Genomic DNA, 17,445 nt, shown 5'->3' with positions numbered 1-17,445 from the left:
GAGGAGGATTTCGTGGCCGAGACTGACGCACGGGTGGCCATCGTCACCGGCGCCGCACGCGGCATCGGCGCGGCCGTCGCGACGCGGCTCGCGCAGGACGGCTTCGCCGTGGCCCTGCTGGACCTGGACGAGGACAGCTGCGCGGACGGCGTGGACAGGATCAAGGCCGCCGGTGGCCGCGCGCTCGCGGTGGGCGCGGACGTGAGCGTCAGCCAGGCCGTCGACGCGGCCGTGCGGCGGGTGGCCGACGAGTTGGGCGCGCCGACGGTACTGGTGAACAACGCCGGCATCCTGCGGGACAACCTGCTGTTCAAGATGACCGACGACGACTGGGACGCGGTCATCGACGTGCACCTGCGCGGTGCGTTCCTGATGAGCCGGGCCGTGCAGAAGTTCCAGACCGAGGCCAGGTGGGGCCGCATCGTCAACCTGTCCAGCACGAGCGCGCTCGGCAACCGAGGCCAGGCGAACTACGCGGCGGCGAAGGCCGGCCTGCAGGGCTTCACGAAGACCTTGGCGATCGAACTCGGCAAGTTCGGCATCACCGTGAACGCCATCGCACCGGGCTTCATCGCCACCGACATGACCGCCGCCACCGCCGCGCGCGTCGGGGTCACGTTCGAGGACTTCAAGAAGGGCATGGCGGCCACGATCCCGGTCGGCAGGGTGGGCACCCCCGAGGACATCGCGCACACGGCGTCGTTCCTCGTCAGCGAGGGGGCAGGGTTCGTGTCCGGCCAGGTCGTCTACGTCGCCGGCGGGCCGAAGGACTAGCCATGAGGACTTTCGCGAACCTGGGCGAATTGGCGGCTGCCAAGGGCGAACACCTGGGCCACGGCGCCTGGCACGAGATCACCCAGCAAGAGATCGACCTCTTCGCCGATGCCACCGGTGACCACCAGTGGATCCACGTCGACTTAGAGAAGGCCAAGGCAGGCCCTTTCGGCGCGCCGGTGGCGCACGGCTACCTGACCCTTTCCCTGATCCCTCTGCTGGTTCGGGACATCTATGCCGTTGAGGGCCTGAAGATGGGCGTGAACTACGGCCTGAACAAGGTCCGCTTCCCGAGCCCCGTCACCGTGGGGTCGAGGGTGAGGGCAAGTGCGGAACTCACCGAAATCACCGAACTTGCACAGGGTATGCAAGCGATGGTCAAGGTAATCGTGGAAATCGAGGACAACCCGAAACCCGCCTGCGTAGCCGAGACCGTCGTCCTTCTGGTCGCCTGACACCCGCCAATGCCCCACCACCTGCGCCGCCCGTCGAGGGCCAGGCGCGCCAGCGCACACCTCCGGTCGGGCTGTGTGTCATCCCCGTATGGCCTGCGCGCAGCGAACCACGCTTGTCTGGGTAGTGCAAGCACGCTTTTCGCTTGCACTACCCAGACAAGCGTGGTTGTCTTTTGACCAGGACATGCGGGGATGACACACAGCCCTTGGCTGTTCAATCTTTTTAAGGCTTTGGTTTTGTGGGATCCTTGGCGGCCTGCCCGTCCGGCGAGGACTCTTTTCAGACTTGGTGCCGTGCGGATCTTTGTAGCAAGTGCTTGAAAAGCGACGCTCGCCGCTGGGCAGACCTCCGGGGAGGAAAAGCAAAGAAAGGGCGGTCGTGTTCTCCCCGTATGGCCTGTCAAAGACCACCACGCTTGTCCAGGTAGTGCAAGCGGTGAAGCGTGCTTGCACTACCTGGACAAGCGTGGTTGCCCTGCGGGCAGGCCATACGGGGAGAACACGAGGCGACCGGTCTGTGCGGCGCGCGCAGGGCGTTGAGCGGCGCGTAGGTACTTGCGTTAGAGCGGGTCTGGGTTGGGGGTGGGCGAGGGCGGGTCGGGGGTGGGAGAAGGCGGGTCGAGGCGGAGGGAGGCCAGCAGCAGGTCGGCGTAGTGGCGGGCTACCTGCTTGGCGGACAAGGTGCCTGAAGCGTGGTACCAGGCGCCCAGGTGGTGAACGGCGCCGAAGAAGAAGTGGACCGTCAGGTCGGCGGGTACGTCCGTTCGGAAGACACCGTTGGACTGGCCTTCTTCGATCAGGGAACGGAACCGTTCGTGGTAGCGGCGGCGTTCGGCGCGCATGGCCAGGCGTTGGGTTTCGGCCAGTTGGTCGGCCGAGCGGAAGTAGACCTTGGCCTGGTCGAAGTTCTCCACGGACGTGACGACGACGTCGAGCGCGGCGGCGTGCAGGCGTTCCGCGACGGGAGCGGAGCCGGAGGCGAAGCGTTCGAGGCGTTCGGTCTGCATGCGCAGCAAACTGCCGTAGATCTCGTGGAGCAGGTCGTCCTTGGAGCCGAAGTAGTGGTACATGGCACCCTTGGTGACGCCGGCCAGGTCGACGACCTCCTGCACCGCCACGCGGTCGAAGCCCTTGTCGGCGAACAACCTCGTCGCGGCCTCGATCAGGCGCTCCGGCACGGTACCCATGCGGGGAGCTTAAACGTCACTGGAACATGGCGATCGGTCGAACGACCAACTCCCGCGTGGCGGGTCGCCAGGCCTGCACCCTGCCCAGGCAGATGGCGTCGAAGGGACCGTCGCCCACGCTGGGGTCCAGGTCATCGGGCTGGCATTCGACGCGGACGCGCATACCGTCGGAGCCGACTGCGGACGTGAACACAGCCGCCTCGCCACCGTCCTCCTCAAGCTGGAATTCGCCCCGCACGGACACGTACGACTTGAGCTTGCGCAGCCGCACCACTTCCTCCTTGTGCGCGACGCGGTCCAGCGCGGAGTTCCGCACGACGGTCTGTTCCGCCAAGTCGACGTGCACGAGGCTCCCCGCAGCCTCCAGGGCATCGATCAACACCCCGACCACGGTGATGGGTTCGTACCGCTCCAGGTAGGTCTTGACGACCTCCCGGCCCGAAGACACGCCGGCGCTCAGGTCGGGCAGTCCGGGCAGCGCGATCTTGCCGTCCTTGGTCACGCCGACGCGATCGGTGACCTCCTTGACCAGCGCGTCGCCGAACCCACCGACCTGGTACAGGTCCATCACGTTCTTGGCGTTCAGGTACAGCGTCAGGCCAGGCACCTCCCGCGTCGGACCGAACCGATGCCTTGCGCGCCAGGCGAAGAACAGCACGCCCAGCGCGACGAGAATCGCGAGCGCGGTCACCATCCACACGACCGCCCACGGCCACCACACCGACCACCACAGCGCCCTATCGACAGCCACGGATCTCCTTCACCGCCTCCGCCAGCGCGCCTTCGGCCGCGTCGACCACCCGCCCGCCGGACGCATCCGCCACCCGTGCCAGCTCCACCGGATCGGCCTCGCCGAACCGCACCGCGTACGTCCGCGCGGCCGGTTTCGGCCACGCGGCGAGGAATTCGTCCACGGTGAGCCCGGCGTTGTTCTCGCCGTCGGTCATCAGCACCACGGCACCGTCGCCGACCTCCCGGTAGGCGTGTTCCAGCGCGGACCAGATCGCGGTTCCGTCGCGCAAGTCCTCTGCTGCCAACAAGTTCCGCAACGCGTCGACATCGGCCGGACCGCGGATGGTCACGGTGTCCGAGGCGAGCACCTCCCCGGCGAACCGCACCACGGTCACCGTCTCGCCGAGGTGGAACCTGTCGAAGCCGTTCAACGTCGCGAACGCCGAGCGCAGGCCGGCGATCCGTTCACCGGCCATGGACGTGGAGTAGTCGAGCACGAACACCACCCGGCTCCCCTTCCCCGCACGGTCGTACGCGGCCAGCAGCGTGTCCACGACCTGTTGCGTGCCGGGGAAGTACAGCGCGGTGCCCAACGGCTCCCGCAACGGTTCCGTCCGGGACAGCTGTGGATCGACGGGACGCCGGAAGGTGCTTTCCATGATCGACCGCTGCGCCGGCTCGGCGCGCAGCCAAGCCACCACGCGGTCGTAGGCCGCCCGCTTCTCCGGCTTGAGCAACATCAACGGGTAGTCCGCCAGCACGATCCCGTCACGCGGGTACACCACCTCCAACGGTTCCCGCACACGGCCGGAAGCGTTAAGGGACAACACGGTCGACTCGTAGGTGAGCACCGCGTCCACCTGGTCCTGCCGCCGCACGTACTCGTCGGCCAAGTCCTCGGCGGGCGACTCGGCCTTGCCGACCAGGAAACCCTGGAGCTTGTCGCACCGCACGTCCTCGGGCCGCAACGCCGCCCCGGTGCCGGCCGCCGCGGTGGCCACCCCGATCAGCGCCGCCAGCCCGGTTCCGGTGATCCGGGGATCCCCCATCAGGTACTTCAGCTCGCCTGCGGCGGCTCGCGCGGCTACGTCCGCCCACGACGGTTCCCCGCCGGCCCGCAGCGACGCCGCTTTCCCCGCCTTCACACCGATCACCACCGGCGACAGCATCACGCTGGTGGCCAACGGCAGGTCGCCGCCGCGCAGCTTGAGGTACCGGCTGGACGACAGCCACGCCAGGTCGTGCCCGGTGCTCCCGGCCGCCTCCTCACTGGCCCGCACGGTGCCCCGGTAGTCCAGCCTGAGCTCCACCCCGGTGTCGTGGCGCAGCCTCGTCAGCACCGGACCGAGGTCGGCGAGTTCGGCACTGGCCAGCACGGTGAGCGTGGTCGGCTCCACCCGCGCGGTGCAGGCCCCGAGCGCGCCCGCGAGGACGACCAGCGAGACCAGCGCGGCCGGCACCCTCACTCGCAGCCACCCACTTCCACGATCATCTTGTCGAACAGCTCGCGCGGCGGCAGCCAGGCCTCGGTGTCGCCCAGGCCGCTGGCCGGCGTCGGTAGCCCCCGCCGCCTGAGGTGGGCGGCGAGTTCGCTGTCGTCGAACGAACCGCCGCTGCCGAACACCCGGAACCCCAGCTCCAGCGCACGGCGGCGCAGGTCCGGGTTCCGGCTCACCAGCTCACCCACCCGACTGCCCGCCGGGGTGAACGCGAGCAGCTCGGGCACCGTCTCGTGCTGCGCGTCCGGGTACAGCAGCACGCGTTCCCGGTCCGGCCGCCCGGTGCGGTCCTGCTCCGCGAACTGGTGGGCCAGGTACTGGTGCTCGTAGATCACCACGACCGGCGCGAACGTCCGCCCTTCGGGCGCGAGGTACTTCGGCGCGAGCTCCTCGCCGTGCTGGCCCTCGATGGCGAACAGCGGTTTGATGTCGCGGGCCAGCCGGAGCGCCGCTTCCTCCCCCGCCGGCACCTGGTTCCCGTTCTCGGCGAACGCGACCAGCCCGAGGTAGGTGGAGCCGGAGTAGGTGCGGCACGGGTCCGGGGTCTGCGCGATGATCCGGTTGTTGTTCTTCAGCAGGCTCTGGTCCTTGCGCTTGAACTGGCTCCAGAACTTGCCTCCGCGGATGACGCCGATCAGCGCGGGCACGGACAGGTCGTAGTAGAGCCCGTCGCCGCCGGCCTGCGCCGTGACGACCTTCGCGTCCTCCAGCGCCTCCGCGTAGTCGCGGTAGGTGGCGAGCACGATCGGCGTGAAGAACGGCTTGTACGGGTTGGTGGGCTTGCCCTCCCGCCGCCGGTACACCAGTTCCGCCATCGACTGCCCGGACGGGAAGACGAAGTCGAACGTGTCCAGGTCGTCCCGGTGCACGATGTCCCGCGACCCGACCGGCGTCACGTGCACCTGGATCCGGTGCGCCATCAGGATCCGGCGCACCTCGGGGTCCTGGAAGAAGTCGCGCTTCGAGGCCAGCATCCCGCGCACCACCGTGATCCCCTGGAACGGCAGGGCCACCGTGCCGGACGCGAACAGCGCGATCACACCCGCCAGCGCGGTGGCGACGGAGATGCCGAACGGCAGGAGGAAACGTTTGCGGCGGAAGATGGACTTGGACGGGCCGACGACGGTGAAACCCGGCTCTTCGATCACGCGATCCCCCGTGTGAGCGTGGTTCTCCCACAGGTTAAGTCGTGTGACCCGGACGCCGGGTTACAGGTCGATCAGCTTCCGATGATCGTCCGCGGTCATCCGCCGATGGTCGCTCCGCCATCCACCACGAACGTCGCGCCGGTGGTGTAACCACCTGCCGCCGAAGCGAGGAACACCACTGCTGCGGCGAGCTCTTCGGGGTCGCCCACCCGGCCCATCGGCAGCCGCGCGATGTGCGAGTCCAGGTAGCCCTCCGGGTACTGGTCGGTCATCTCGGACGCGAAGTAGCCGGGCGCGAGCGCGTTGACCCGGATGCCCTTCCGCCCGGTCCACTGCTGCGCCAGGTCCCGCGTCAGCCCGAGCACGCCGGCCTTCGACGCCGAGTAGGCGGCCTGCGGCAGACCACCCGACACGATCCCCAGCACGCTGGAGACGTTGATGATCGACCCGCCGTCGGTCATCACCGCCGCGACGGCCTGCGCCATCCAGTACGCGCCGTTGAGGTTGACGTCGATGACGCGGCGGAACTGCTCGGGCGTCTCGCGCGAGGCGGGCACCGCCGACGCCACGCCCGCGTTGTTCACCAGCACACCGACCTTGCCGAACCCGGCGGCGGCGCGTGCCACCTCGCGGCAGGCGTCGGGCTGCGCCACGTCCGCCCGCACCACCAGCGCCCGCCTACCCGCGTCCCGCACCAACGCGGCGGTTTCCTCGAGCCGGTCCGCCCGCCGTGCGGCGAGCACCACGTCCGCGCCCGCCTCGGCGAGGCCCTTGGCGAACGCGACGCCGAGGCCGGAGGACGCCCCGGTGACGATCGCGACCTGCCCGTCGAGCCGGAACCTGTCCAGGATTCCCATTGCCAGCTCAGCCTTTCCGAGAGTCTTCAGCCGGTCCGGCGGACCGGGCTCCTGCGACCTTGGTGACCGGTTCGGCGAGGTGAACCCGTTGTGCCGGAACGACCCGATGGCCTGACCGAACGCCGTACTAAGCGGTTGCTTAGGTCCTGAGCGCGCGCTCAGCCTGCGATAGGCTCACCGCCGTTGTCAAGGAGGCTCGATGACCGCCGCCGACGAGTTCGAGCCGCCGGAGCTGACGTGGCGGGACGTCACCCCGGCCGCCGCCCGCCGGATGCTGATCGCCGCCGCCGCCGCGTTCGCCGGGCGCGGCTACCACGCCACCACGACCCGCGACATCGCCGCGCGGGCCGGCATGAGCCCGGCGGCGGTCTACATCCACTACCGGTCCAAGGAGGAACTGCTGTTCCAGATCTCCCGGATCGGCCACGCGATCTCGCTGGAAGTCCTCACGTCCGTCGACGGGCCCGATCCGGTGGCACGGCTGGCGGCGGCGGTGTCGGCGTTCGCCTCGTGGCACGCCGAGCACCACACGACGGCCCGCGTGGTGCAGTACGAGCTGAGCGCCTTGACTCCCCCGCACCTGGCCGAGGTGGTGGAGTTGCGGCGGCAGATCGAGGCCGCGGTGCGCGGCATGATCGAGGACGGCGTCGCGGCGGGCGTGTTCGACGTGCCCGACGTGCGCGGGGCGACGCTCGCGGTGCTGTCGCTGTGCATCGACGTGGCCCGCTGGTACCGGCCGGGCGGACGCCGCACCCCGGCCGAGATCGGCTCGCTCTACGCCGATCTGGTGTTGCGGATGCTCGGCAACTGATCGACGCCCGACCCGCGCCTGTCCCACGTCTACGACAGGCGCGAGCGTTGGCCGGCCGATACGTCTGCGCTCCGGTGTGGCCGGTCGACGTCCGATACGTCCACGGCCCGGTCAGTTCTTGCGTTCCAGCGCGGTGACGATCTCCGTGGTCAGGTCACGCACCGCCACCGGGTCGAGTTCGCGGATGCGCTGCGCGGTCACTTCCACGGTGTCCTTCCCCCTGGTGACCTTGACCTTCACCGTGCCCCGCCGGTGCCGCAGCCACACCAGCACCGCACCCGTCAGCACGGTCAGCGCGCCGCCGGGGGCCAGTGCGACCTCCACCGCCTCCACGACCGGACCGAGCGTCCCCGGCGCGGGCGGGCGTTGACGAAGCCGGACCCGACCGCGCAGCTCCGCCTCCCCGGACAACGCGCGGTGCAGGTCGCGCAGTTCGTCCGCGCCGGCGGGCTCTTCGACGGTGAGCACCAGGTCCATGCGTTCGCCTCTCGTTCGGGGCACTTGCGTGCTGCGGCACTTCCACTCCGGGCAACTTCACCCGGGGCGTCGTCATTCTGGGCAGGAAGCCCTGCGCGGCACGTCCGGGAGGAGCTGGGACCACTCCTGGTCGGTCACCCTCGTGTTGACCGTGGCGCAGACGAGTCCGGCCACCTCCTCCTCGTCGGTGTGCCACAGCTGCGCGGTGCGGTCCCACGAGCCGGTCGCGAGCAGGCCTTCGCCGAACGCGACCGCGGACACCGTGCCGCCGTGCCCGGCGAGGGTCGCCGTGACGCGGGGACGGCGGGTGTCGGCGATGTCCCAGATCTTCGCGGTCCGGTCGTCCGACGCGGTGGCCAGCGTCTTCCCGTCCGGCCCGAACGCCACCGCGTACACCGGGGCGATGTGGCCTTCCAACGTCGCCGACTCGACCGGGTCGCCCGGGTCGGACACGTCGGTCAGCTTCGCCGTCTGGTCGGCCGACACGGACGCCAACAGGTTCCCGTCCGGGCTGAACGCCACCCCGTGCACCGGCGCGCCGTACCCGCCGACGGTGGACCGCAGCACGGGCCGGCGCGGGTCCGTGACGTCCCACAGCTTCACGGTGCGGTCCTCCGACCCGGTCGCCACGGTCCGGCCGTCCGGGCTGATCGCCAAGGCGTACAGGTAGTTGTCGTGGTCGACCAGCGCCCCCAGCGGCTGGGGCTGCCTCGGGTACCGCACGTTCCACAGCTTCCCGGTGCGGTCCCCGGAGGCGGTGACCACGATCGTGCCGTCGTGGTTGAACACCGCGCCCTTCACCGTGTCGGCGTGTCCTTCGAGCACGCCGAGGAACTCCGGCTTCGTCCGGTCCGCCACGTCCCAGAGCCGGGCCGTGCGGTCGTCGGACGCGGTGACCAGCAGCCGGCCGTCCGGGCTGAACGACGCCGAGTTGACCATCCGGGTGTGCCCGACCAGTTCGCCCAGCGGCGCGGGGCGGCCGACCACGGTCACGTCCCACAGCCGCGCCACGCCGTCCTCGGAGGTGGTCGCCAGCGTCTTGCGGTCCGGGCTGAACACCACGCCCCGCACGGCGGCCTGGTGGCCGCTCAACGGCCGCACCAGGGTCGCCGGGTGGCTCGGGTCGCCGACGTCCCACAGCTTCACCGTGCGGTCCGCCGACGCGGTGGCCAGCGTGCGCCCGTCCCGCCCGAACGCCACCGCGTTGACCGCGTTGCTGTGGCCCGCGAGGTTCGCCACCACCACCGGCTGGTCGGGGTTGCGGATGTCCCACAACTTGGTGGTCTTGTCCCCGGACGCCGTCGCCACGATCGTGCCGTCCCGGCTGAACGCCACGCCGCGCACCGTGTCGCCGTGCCCGGTCAGCGTCGCCCGCAGCCGCGGACCGGTCGGGTCCGCCACGTCCCAGAGCTTCACGGTGCGGTCGTTGGACGCGGTCGCCATCAGCGTGCCTTCCCGGCTGAACGCGGCCACCCGCACCACGTCCCCGTGTCCGACCACAGTGGACAGTTCCACCGGCTCGGCCGGCTCGGCGACGTTCCACAGCTTGACCGTCCGGTCGGCGGACGTGGTGGCCAGCGTCGTCCCGCTGAACGCCACCCCGCGCACGTTCTCGGTGTGACCCCGCAGCACCGCCACCGGACGCGGGGTTTCGGTCCGCACGTCCCACAGCCGCGCGGTGCCGTCGGCGGAGGCCGTCGCCACGTAGGACCCGTCCGGGCTGAACGCGACCCCGCGCACCGCCCCGGTGTGCTCGGCCAGGGTGGCGATCGGCTTCGGCGCGCGCGGGTCGCGGATGTCCCACAACCGGGCGGTCCGGTCACCGGACGCGGTGGCCGCGATCCCGCCCCGGCTGCTCACCGCCACGTCGAAGACGTAGCCCCGGTGCCCGCTCAACGTGCCCAGCAGCCGGGGGTGACGCCGGTCGGACTCGACGTCCCACAGCTTGCCGTCGAAGTCCTCCGACCCGGTCACCAGCACCCCGCTCGACGCGTCGAACGCCGCGCCGTCCACCGCGTTCGCGTGCCCGGTCACCACGGCCGGGGCCGGGATCGTCACCGAGCTCAGCAACGCGCTGCGGGCGTCGGCGGTCCGCGCGGTCCGGTAGGCCGCGACACCCAGCTGCATGGCCAGCGTCGGGTCGGTGTGCCGGACGTCGGCCGAGGTGCGGGCGATCAGCAGGGACAGCGCCGTGTTGCGGCTGGACTCGGCGTCCCGCTGCTGTTCGGCGGCCACCCGCTGCTGCCCGGTCGCGTACACCGCCGCCGACGCCGCCAGCACCAGCATGACCGCCAGCACCGCCACGGCCGTGCGCTTGCGCCGGGACTTCACCCGCCGCCGCTGCCGACTCGCCGCGAGGAACGCCGACTCGACCTCGCCCACCGGGTCGTGCGACTGGCGTTCCCGCTGCCACGCGCTGACCTCGGCCAGCCGGTTGCTCCGGTACAGGAACTCCGAGTCGTGGCCGTGCCGCCGCCAGTTCTCCGCCGCCTCGGCCAACTGCTGGCGCACCAGCAGCCCCGCCCGGTCGGCGGTGATCCAGCCGCGCAGCCTCGGCCACGCCCGCAACAGGGCCTCGTGCGCGATCTCCGCCGCGTCCTGGTCGACGTTGACCAGCCGGGCGTGCACGAACGCGTCCAGCACCGACCGGGCCCGTTCGTCGAGCACCAGCTCGGACTGCGGCACCCGCCGGCGCAGGTCGTCGGTGTCGCCGATGCGCACCAGCCGCAGCAGCAGCCTCCGCGCCACGTCACGGCTCTCCGGCTCCAGCGAGTCGTACACGGCGTCCGCGGTGCGCGCCACGGCCTGCTGGATGCCACCGGTCTGCTGGTAGCCGGCGAGGGTCAGCCGCCGCCCTTCCCGTTTCTCCCACGTCTTGAGCAGCGCGTGGGACAGCAGCGGCAGCGCGCCCGGCCGGTCGCCCAGGTCCGTCAGCAGCCGTTCCACCAGGCCGGGTTCCAGTTCCAGACCGGCCTTGCGGGCGGGTTCGGCGATCACCTCGCGCAACTGCGCCGCGGTCAGCGGCGCGACCACCACCGGCCGGCCCAGCGCGGGCAGCAGGTCCGGGTAGCGGGCGCAGTGGCCGAAGTACCCGGCCCGCACACCCAGCACCACCGACGTCCTGGCCTCGGACGCGCGGACCAGCGCCCGCACGTAGGCGAGCCGGGTGTCCACGTCGGTGACGGTGGTGAACAGCTCCTCGAACTGGTCCACCACCAGCACGACCCGTTCACCGCTCGCCCGCGCCTCGGCGCGCAGCCGCACCGCCAGCTCGTCCGGGTTGTCCCGCAGCGCCTTCCGCAGCTCGCCGACCGGGGTCCGGCCGCGTTGGGCCAGCCACAGCGCCAACGGCCCGAACGGGTCCGGGCCCGGCGTCACCACCCGGCACGCCCAGCCGGGCAGCCGTTCCACCGAGGCCGCCAGGCCCGCGCGCAGCACCGACGACTTGCCCGCCCCGGACGGCCCGAGCACCAGCAGCGGGCCGTCGTCGCCGAGCCGTTCCACCAGGTCGCGGGACAGCTCGTCGCGGCCGAAGAAGAACTCGGCGTCCTCCCGCCGGAAGTAGGCCAGGCCCCGGTACGGCGGCCGGTCGCCGGTGGTCGGCGAGTCCGGCCCGGCGGGCGGCCCGGCAGGCGTCCGGGGCGCGCGCCACGCGGGGTTGTCCGCGATCCGCCACTGCGGCGCACGACCCGTCGCGTACCGCAGGGGGCGCGGGTAGCCGCGCTCGGTGAGCCTGCTGGACAGCTCCTCGAAGACGTGGTCCAGGGTCAGCGAGCGCGGCCCGAACGGGTCACCCTCGTCGAGCAACCGGATCAGCTCGCCGGAGAACGCGGTGTGCGGGCTGCCCACCGGGGCCCACGCCGTCTCGTCCGCGCCCGCCGACGCCAGCTGGTAGACGCCGTCCCGCACGGACTCGGCCAGCGTCCGGCGCGCCGGGTCCACACCGCCCGCGCGGCCGGAGAAGCAGCAGTCCAGCACCATCAGCACCGACCGCGCCGGGCAGCGCTCCACCACGTCCCGCAGTTCGGCGTAGCGCAGCGCCCGGTGGTGCACCAGGCCCCGTGCCGGGTCGTCGGTGGCGTGCGTCGCCAGGTACAGCTCGTTGTCCGGGCCGACCACGCCGTGCCCGACGAAGTGCACCACCAGCACCTCGGTCGCCTCGGCGGCCACCGCGAGCAGCCGTTCGCCCAGCTCGCGCGGCCCCGGCGGGTCCAGCAGCACGGTCAGCCCGCTCTCCGCCACCCCGCACCGCTCGGTGTAGACGCGGGCCAGGTCGCGGGCGGTGGACTCGGCGGCGGGCACGTCCGGCAGCAGCGATCCGCTCACGTGCCGCGCGGTGGCCACCACGACCACCCTCGTGCCCTCGACAGCCAGCAGTCGCGAGGGATCTGCCACCACGGCCCGTCCCCCCTGTCCGCGCGGAACCCGCCGACAGGATAGGGAAACACCGAAGGGCCTTCCAGCGTTTCGCCGAAAGGCCCTTCGGAGGCGGTGCCGCTACCGGACCTGTTTCTTGCTCCAGAAGCCCGCTACCAGGCTGACACCCACAGCTGCGATCACCACCTGGATGATGATCTCGATCCAGTCGATGCCCTTGGTGTCCTCCACGCCGAGCGCCCTGGCCACGAACGTGCCCAGGAAGGCCGCCACGATGCCGACCGCGATGGTCAGCCAGACGGGGATGGCCTGCTTGCCCGGTGCGACGAGCTTGCCGAGGAACCCGATGATGAGACCCACGATCAAAGCGCTGATCACGCCGCCGATGCCCACGATGCCTCCTGCGGGTTGGTCGCCTTCGAAGAAGTCCCCGAACTCGTCGAGGGCCTCGGCGACCATCATCCCACCGAACACGCCGGCCGCAGCGCCGACGACGATGCCGCCGGCGCCGATTCCCCCACCGTGGTGACCCCCGCGGCGGGCATCCGGGTGACCCTTTCAGTGCCCCCCGAGCAGGCCGTGGCCGTGCGAAGATCGCCGTCCGGCCGCCTGGTCCATCCACTGGTGGAGGATGGCCGCCCAGTCCGTGCGGATCACCTCATCGTGGGACATGGCGAAGTGCCCGAACGTGTCACCGCCCTGCCGGAACAACCCACCCCGGCGGTCCGCCTCCAGCACCACGTACAGGTGGTGCGGGTCGGTGACGAAGGTCAGTTCGAGCTGGCTGATCTTGCCCAGGAACTGCTGCGGCGGGAGGAACTCGATCTCCTGGTAGAACGGCAGCTGCTGGGGAACGCCGTGGATGCGCCCCTGCTCGGAGTCCGCTCGGGTGAACCGGAAGCCCAGGGCGCCGAACGCGTTGAGCACGTGCTCCTGGGAGCGGATCGGGTGCACGGCCACCGGGTCCAGGTCGCCGGGGTCGGCCGCGCCGCGCACTTCCAGCTCGGTGCGCAGGCCCATCGTCATGCCGCGCAGCGGGGTGCCGTGCACGACGGTCAGCGGTGTCTCCAGCGGAACGGGGAACTGGAACGGCAGGGACAACTGCTGACCGGGGCCGACCTGGAGGCGCTGGCCCACCACGATGCGGGCGAACTCGACGTTGCGGTTGTGCTCGTTGTCGCCGCTCTCCACCTCCACCCGGGTGACCAGGGACAACTTGACCTGGTCGATGTCGGCGGGGTGGTCGCCGCCGGCGATGCGCACTTCGCCGGTGAGCAGCTCGCCGGGGCGGACGTTGGGGTTGGCCAGCACGGTGTCCACCGAGGGACCACCGACCCCGAACGCGCGCAACATCCTCTTGAACACCACGGTGGCCTCCTGAAACGACGGTCCGGTTCACGTCCCGGTGCTGCGGTTGCCCCAAGGACGCCTCAGCCGGTGGATCGGTTCCCTGTGGACGAACGCTAGGTGCCGGCGTCGCTTTGTGATGGCGGACACATGGCGAGCCGTCGCTCGCCTAGCTGCGCGGGCCGCTCGCTCGCCTGCTCGCCTGCCCGCCGCCACCTGCCCGACGCCGCCTGCCCGCCGCTCGCCTGCTCACCGCCACTACTCACCGCTCGCCAACCCCTGCCGCCGGCCACGCGCCCACTCGCGACTCCGCTGTCCGCTGGCCACCAGTCCGACGTCCACGCCTCCACTGGCGACACATCCACTGGCGAATCGTCCGCCGCCTGTCCGACAGCCCGGCGTGCCCGACAGCCCGGCGTGCCCGACAGCCCGGCGTGCCCGACAGCCCGGCGTGGGCGGTGGCCACCGAGGACGGACGTGCCGGTCCTGGCTGGGGCGCAACGCGTTGCGAGCCGAAGTGGTGACTCATGTGGAGGCTCCCGGAAACCGCTCCACCGGTGGTCACGTCGGGCGTCAGACGAGTTCGATGTGGACAGTTCGGCATCGCTCCGACCGGCGCTGCTGCCTCTAGCGGTCAGCGCCTTCCGACTTGATCCGCCCTGCGGAGCCAGCCGTGCCTGCGTCACCACGCGTGACCGCGTGGCCCCACCGACCCTCGGGCGACCATGGCTTGTCCTCGGGTCGCGGTGGTGGAGCGTGTCCGCTTTGGTCTGTCCGCTTTGGTCTGTCCTCTTGGGCCTGTGGCCTGTGGCCTGCGACCTGCGGCCTGCGACCTGTGGCGCGTGCCGTCTGTCTGCCGCAGCGTCCGCCGCTGCCGTCCGTCCGCTTCGATCCGTCGCCTGCCCGCGTTCCGCCTGCACCCTCCCCGCCGCGCCGCCTCCTTCTCACCCGGCAACGAAATCGGTAAGTCGGAAGTGCCCGGAAGGCCTCGATCTTCGGCTAGTTCGCCCGATCGAGTGACCGAGGCCGGGGCGTTTCCGCAGGTCGGAGCAACAGGTTACCGCAGGCGAAGATCAGCGGCGGCGGACCAGTTTGACAAGACCCTTGAAGGTCTCCTCGAGACCGGACGAGAACGGGTTGTCGTTGACGAGGTAGGTCCAGGTCGTGTTCGGGCGTTGGATGCCCGCCTCGGCCAGGTGCGCGCCTTCCTCGTCGATCTCGACCTTCGCGAACGTCTCCTCCGCCTCGTCCCACGCGTCCGCCACGATCTTGTGGTACGCCGGGATCGCCTCGCGGTGGAACTCGTCCAGCGGGTTCTGCCGGGCCAGCGCCCTCAGGTGGATGCCCTCGCGCAGGTCCGTCAGGAACGTCAGGTGGTCGCTCCACCGCTGGTCCAGGTGGTGCAGGGCGATCAGTCGGGCGGCCTTCACCCGGACCTCGGACGGGAGGCCCGCCAGTTCCTCGGCACGTTCCGGACGGCGCTTGGCCAGTTCCTCCCACGCCGCGTCGGTCAGCAGGAGCTTGTCCCGGTGCTCCAGCATCAGGGTGCGCTGGTGCTCGATGAGCTTGTTGTACCGCCACGTGTTGCGGTGGATCTCCAGGTGCACGCCCTCGGCCACGCGCTGCGCGTGTTCGACCGTGTGCAACGTCCCGGCGTCCGTCACGCGACCGTCGTCGTCCACCTCGGCGGGCTCGTCGTGGTCCGGGACGTACTGCGTCACCAGGTCGTCCTGCAGCGACGAGAAGAACACCGAGCCGCCGGGGTCGCCCTGCCGGCCCGCGCGGCCTCGCAGCTGGTCGTCCAGGCGGGACGACGAGTGCCGGCCGGTGCCGATGACGTACAGGCCGCCGAGTTCGGCGATGCGTTCGCGGTCGGTGGAGTCGTGGCCGCCCAGGCGGATGTCGGTGCCGCGGCCTGCCATCTGGGTGGACACCGTGACCCGCTGGTACGAGCCCGCGTCGGCGATGATGGCGGCTTCCTCGGCGTCGTTCTTCGCGTTGAGCACGACGCAGTCCAGGCCGGCTTCGGCGAGCTTGCGGGACAGCCGCTCGGACTCGGCCACGTCGAGGGTGCCGACCAGGATCGGGCGGCCGGTCTCGTGGACTTCCTTGATCTCCCTGACGATGGCGGCTTCCTTCAGCTCCAGCGTCGTGTAGAGGCGGGGGGCCTCGTCTTCGCGGACGCACTCCACGTTCGACGGGATCACCAGGACTTCGAGCTGGTAGAAGTCGCGCAGCTGCTCGGCGACGGCCACCGCGGTACCGGTCATGCCGCACACCGTCGGGTAGCGGCTGAGCAGCGCCTGGACGGTGATGGAGTCCAGCACCTCGCCGGAGTCCGTGGTCTGCACGGCCTCCTTCGCCTCCACCGCGGCCTGGAGGCCGTCCGGCCAGCGCTGGAGCTTCGCGATGCGACCGCGGGTGTCGTTGATCAGGTGGACCTTGCCGTCGCGGACGATGTAGTCGACGTCGCGGTGCAGCAGGACCTGGGCGTGCAGGGCCACGTTGACCTTGCTCAGCGTGGTCGAGACGTGTTCGTCGGAGTACAGGTCGATGCCGCCGAGGGTGCGTTCGACCAGCTCGGAACCCGCCCCGGTGAGGTAGACGTTGCGCTCCTCGTCGTCCACCTCGAAGTGCAGGTCCCGGCGCAGCCGCTTGACCAGGTCGGCGAGTGCCGGGTCGACGGCGGGACCGGCGGTGGAACCCGCCAGGACGAGCGGCACGCGGGCTTCGTCGACGAGCACCGAGTCGGCCTCGTCGACCAGGGCCACCCGCGGCGCCGGGACGATGCGGTCGTCCTCGTCGACGGCGAGGCGGTCGCGCAGCACGTCGAACCCGAGTTCGGACACCGACGCGTAGGTGACCTCGGCTTCGTACGCGGCGCGGCGCTCCTCGGGCTTGCTGCTCTGGCTGAGCCAGCCGACGGACACGCCGAGCAGTTCGTAGAGCGGGCCCATCCACTCGGCGTCGCGCTGGGCGAGGTAGTCGTTGACCGACACCACGTGCACGTGGTCGCCGCGCAGTGCGAAGCCGGCGGCGGCGATCGCGCCGGACAGCGTCTTGCCCTCACCGGTGGCCATCTCCACGACGTGGCCTTCGAGCAGGCCGAGCGCGCCGAGGATCTGCACGTCGAACGGCCGCAGGCCGAGCGCGCGGTCGGCGGCCTCGCGGCCCAGGGCGCACACCTCCACCAGTTCGGGACGCCCGAAGTCGGACTTCTCCCGGAGTTTCGCCGCCGCTTCGGTGAGTTCCGCGTCGCTGAGCGCGCTCACGCGGTCCGCCTGCTCGTTCACCTCGTCGAGCAGCTTGCGGTACGGCGTGAGGTCGGCGGAGCCGGGCTTCTGCGCGAACCGGCGCAGCCGCTGCTTGAACCGTCCCAGGAGAGTGGTCACGGCACGGCAACGTACGGCACGGACCCAACGTTCCGCACGTCACCCGGTTGACTTTTCACGTTCGACCCGCGCCCGACCGCGGCCCACATCCCAGCCGGGGCGCTGACCTGCGAAAACGTCCAGCCACTGCTGGCTGACCTGCGACGACGCCGGGAGCGGCCAATTGAGATGGCGGCGGGGAGAGGGCGGGTCGGTGACGAAGTGCCGGAGCAAAAGGAAGCCGGGGACGGGCGCCGGGAGCGGGGACAGGAGCAACGGGAGCCAGGGGCAGGAGCAACAGAGGCCGGAGCCGATACGAACCAAGCGACGCGCATGAACCGACGCTGGGCGGAAGCTGTGGCGATGTGCGGAGCACAAGCCGGTGCGGGCTGGGGTGCGGTGCCCAGCCC

Annotated in this window: 13 protein-coding genes; 3 read left to right on the top strand and 10 right to left on the bottom strand. The window is 71.0% G+C overall.

Going from position 1 to position 17,445, the window contains the following annotated elements; genetic code table 11:
* Nucleotides 1–12 precede the first annotated feature (12 nt).
* Complete coding sequence (gene fabG, locus FHS29_RS24595) at nt 13–774, top strand: 3-oxoacyl-ACP reductase FabG (RefSeq protein WP_312865083.1); 762 nt, start codon at nt 13–15, stop codon at nt 772–774.
* 2 nt (nt 775–776) lie between these two features.
* Nucleotides 777–1,229, top strand: a complete 453-nt coding sequence (locus FHS29_RS24590; RefSeq protein ID WP_184694328.1) for a MaoC family dehydratase — start codon at nt 777–779, stop codon at nt 1,227–1,229.
* 560 nt (nt 1,230–1,789) lie between these two features.
* On the opposite strand, the gene FHS29_RS24585 is transcribed toward FHS29_RS24590, so the two are convergent.
* The 5 genes from FHS29_RS24585 to FHS29_RS24565 all read right to left on the bottom strand — a co-directional run bounded on the left by FHS29_RS24585 (nt 1,790) and on the right by FHS29_RS24565 (nt 6,652).
* A complete protein-coding gene (locus FHS29_RS24585) occupies nt 1,790–2,416 on the bottom strand; it encodes a TetR/AcrR family transcriptional regulator (protein WP_184694327.1) in 627 nt (208 codons plus the stop codon).
* Between the two features lie 16 nt (nt 2,417–2,432).
* Nucleotides 2,433–3,167, bottom strand: a complete 735-nt coding sequence (locus FHS29_RS24580; protein ID WP_184694325.1) for a hypothetical protein — start codon at nt 3,165–3,167, stop codon at nt 2,433–2,435.
* Nucleotides 3,154–4,614, bottom strand: coding sequence for a substrate-binding domain-containing protein (locus FHS29_RS24575; protein WP_312865082.1), 1,461 nt, complete (start codon nt 4,612–4,614; stop codon nt 3,154–3,156). Before FHS29_RS24575 ends, FHS29_RS24580 begins: the two co-directional genes overlap by 14 nt.
* Nucleotides 4,611–5,795, bottom strand: coding sequence for a hypothetical protein (locus FHS29_RS24570; RefSeq protein WP_184694323.1), 1,185 nt, complete (start codon nt 5,793–5,795; stop codon nt 4,611–4,613). The genes FHS29_RS24575 and FHS29_RS24570 overlap by 4 nt, the downstream gene beginning before the upstream one ends.
* A 95-nt stretch (nt 5,796–5,890) precedes the next feature.
* Nucleotides 5,891–6,652, bottom strand: coding sequence for an SDR family NAD(P)-dependent oxidoreductase (locus tag FHS29_RS24565; RefSeq protein WP_184694321.1), 762 nt, complete (start codon nt 6,650–6,652; stop codon nt 5,891–5,893).
* A gap of 199 nt (nt 6,653–6,851) precedes the next feature.
* Between FHS29_RS24565 and FHS29_RS24560 the strand changes: the two genes are divergently transcribed.
* A complete protein-coding gene (locus FHS29_RS24560) occupies nt 6,852–7,463 on the top strand; it encodes a TetR/AcrR family transcriptional regulator (RefSeq protein WP_184694319.1) in 612 nt (203 codons plus the stop codon).
* 111 nt (nt 7,464–7,574) lie between these two features.
* On the opposite strand, the gene FHS29_RS24555 is transcribed toward FHS29_RS24560, so the two are convergent.
* The 5 genes from FHS29_RS24555 to secA2 form a co-directional block, all read right to left on the bottom strand.
* Complete coding sequence (locus tag FHS29_RS24555; RefSeq protein ID WP_184694317.1) at nt 7,575–7,940, bottom strand: effector-associated constant component EACC1; 366 nt, start codon at nt 7,938–7,940, stop codon at nt 7,575–7,577.
* 72 nt (nt 7,941–8,012) lie between these two features.
* The gene (locus FHS29_RS24550) at nt 8,013–12,335 is read right to left on the bottom strand and encodes a caspase, EACC1-associated type (protein ID WP_184694316.1); all 4,323 of its coding nucleotides are present in this window, start codon (nt 12,333–12,335) and stop codon (nt 8,013–8,015) included.
* A 102-nt stretch (nt 12,336–12,437) separates the two neighbouring features.
* Entirely contained in the window at nt 12,438–12,710 is a 273-nt protein-coding gene (locus tag FHS29_RS24545; RefSeq protein WP_184694822.1) for a GlsB/YeaQ/YmgE family stress response membrane protein, read from the bottom strand.
* Nucleotides 12,711–12,875: 165 nt separating this feature from the next.
* Nucleotides 12,876–13,685: a sporulation protein gene (locus FHS29_RS24540; protein ID WP_184694314.1), complete on the bottom strand. Its 810-nt coding sequence runs from the start codon at nt 13,683–13,685 to the stop codon at nt 12,876–12,878.
* A gap of 1,052 nt (nt 13,686–14,737) precedes the next feature.
* Nucleotides 14,738–17,056 carry an accessory Sec system translocase SecA2 gene (gene secA2, locus FHS29_RS24535; protein ID WP_184694312.1) on the bottom strand — a complete coding sequence of 773 codons (2,319 nt, stop codon included), beginning with the start codon at nt 17,054–17,056 and terminating at the stop codon, nt 14,738–14,740.
* Nucleotides 17,057–17,445 lie beyond the last annotated feature (389 nt).

The organism is Saccharothrix tamanrassetensis, assembly GCF_014203665.1.
Lineage (GTDB): Bacteria > Actinomycetota > Actinomycetes > Mycobacteriales > Pseudonocardiaceae > Actinosynnema > Actinosynnema tamanrassetense.
Note: the sequence above shows the minus strand (reverse complement) of the source record. Positions and strands in the feature narration are given on the sequence as shown.

Coding starts and splice junctions, on each gene's coding strand:
- FHS29_RS24565 (WP_184694321.1), bottom strand. CDS start 6,652: ATGGGAATCCTGGACAGGTTCCGGCTCGACGGGCAGGTCGCGATCGTC.
- FHS29_RS24560 (WP_184694319.1), top strand. CDS start 6,852: ATGACCGCCGCCGACGAGTTCGAGCCGCCGGAGCTGACGTGGCGGGAC.
- FHS29_RS24585 (WP_184694327.1), bottom strand. CDS start 2,416: ATGGGTACCGTGCCGGAGCGCCTGATCGAGGCCGCGACGAGGTTGTTC.
- FHS29_RS24555 (WP_184694317.1), bottom strand. CDS start 7,940: ATGGACCTGGTGCTCACCGTCGAAGAGCCCGCCGGCGCGGACGAACTG.
- FHS29_RS24590 (WP_184694328.1), top strand. CDS start 777: ATGAGGACTTTCGCGAACCTGGGCGAATTGGCGGCTGCCAAGGGCGAA.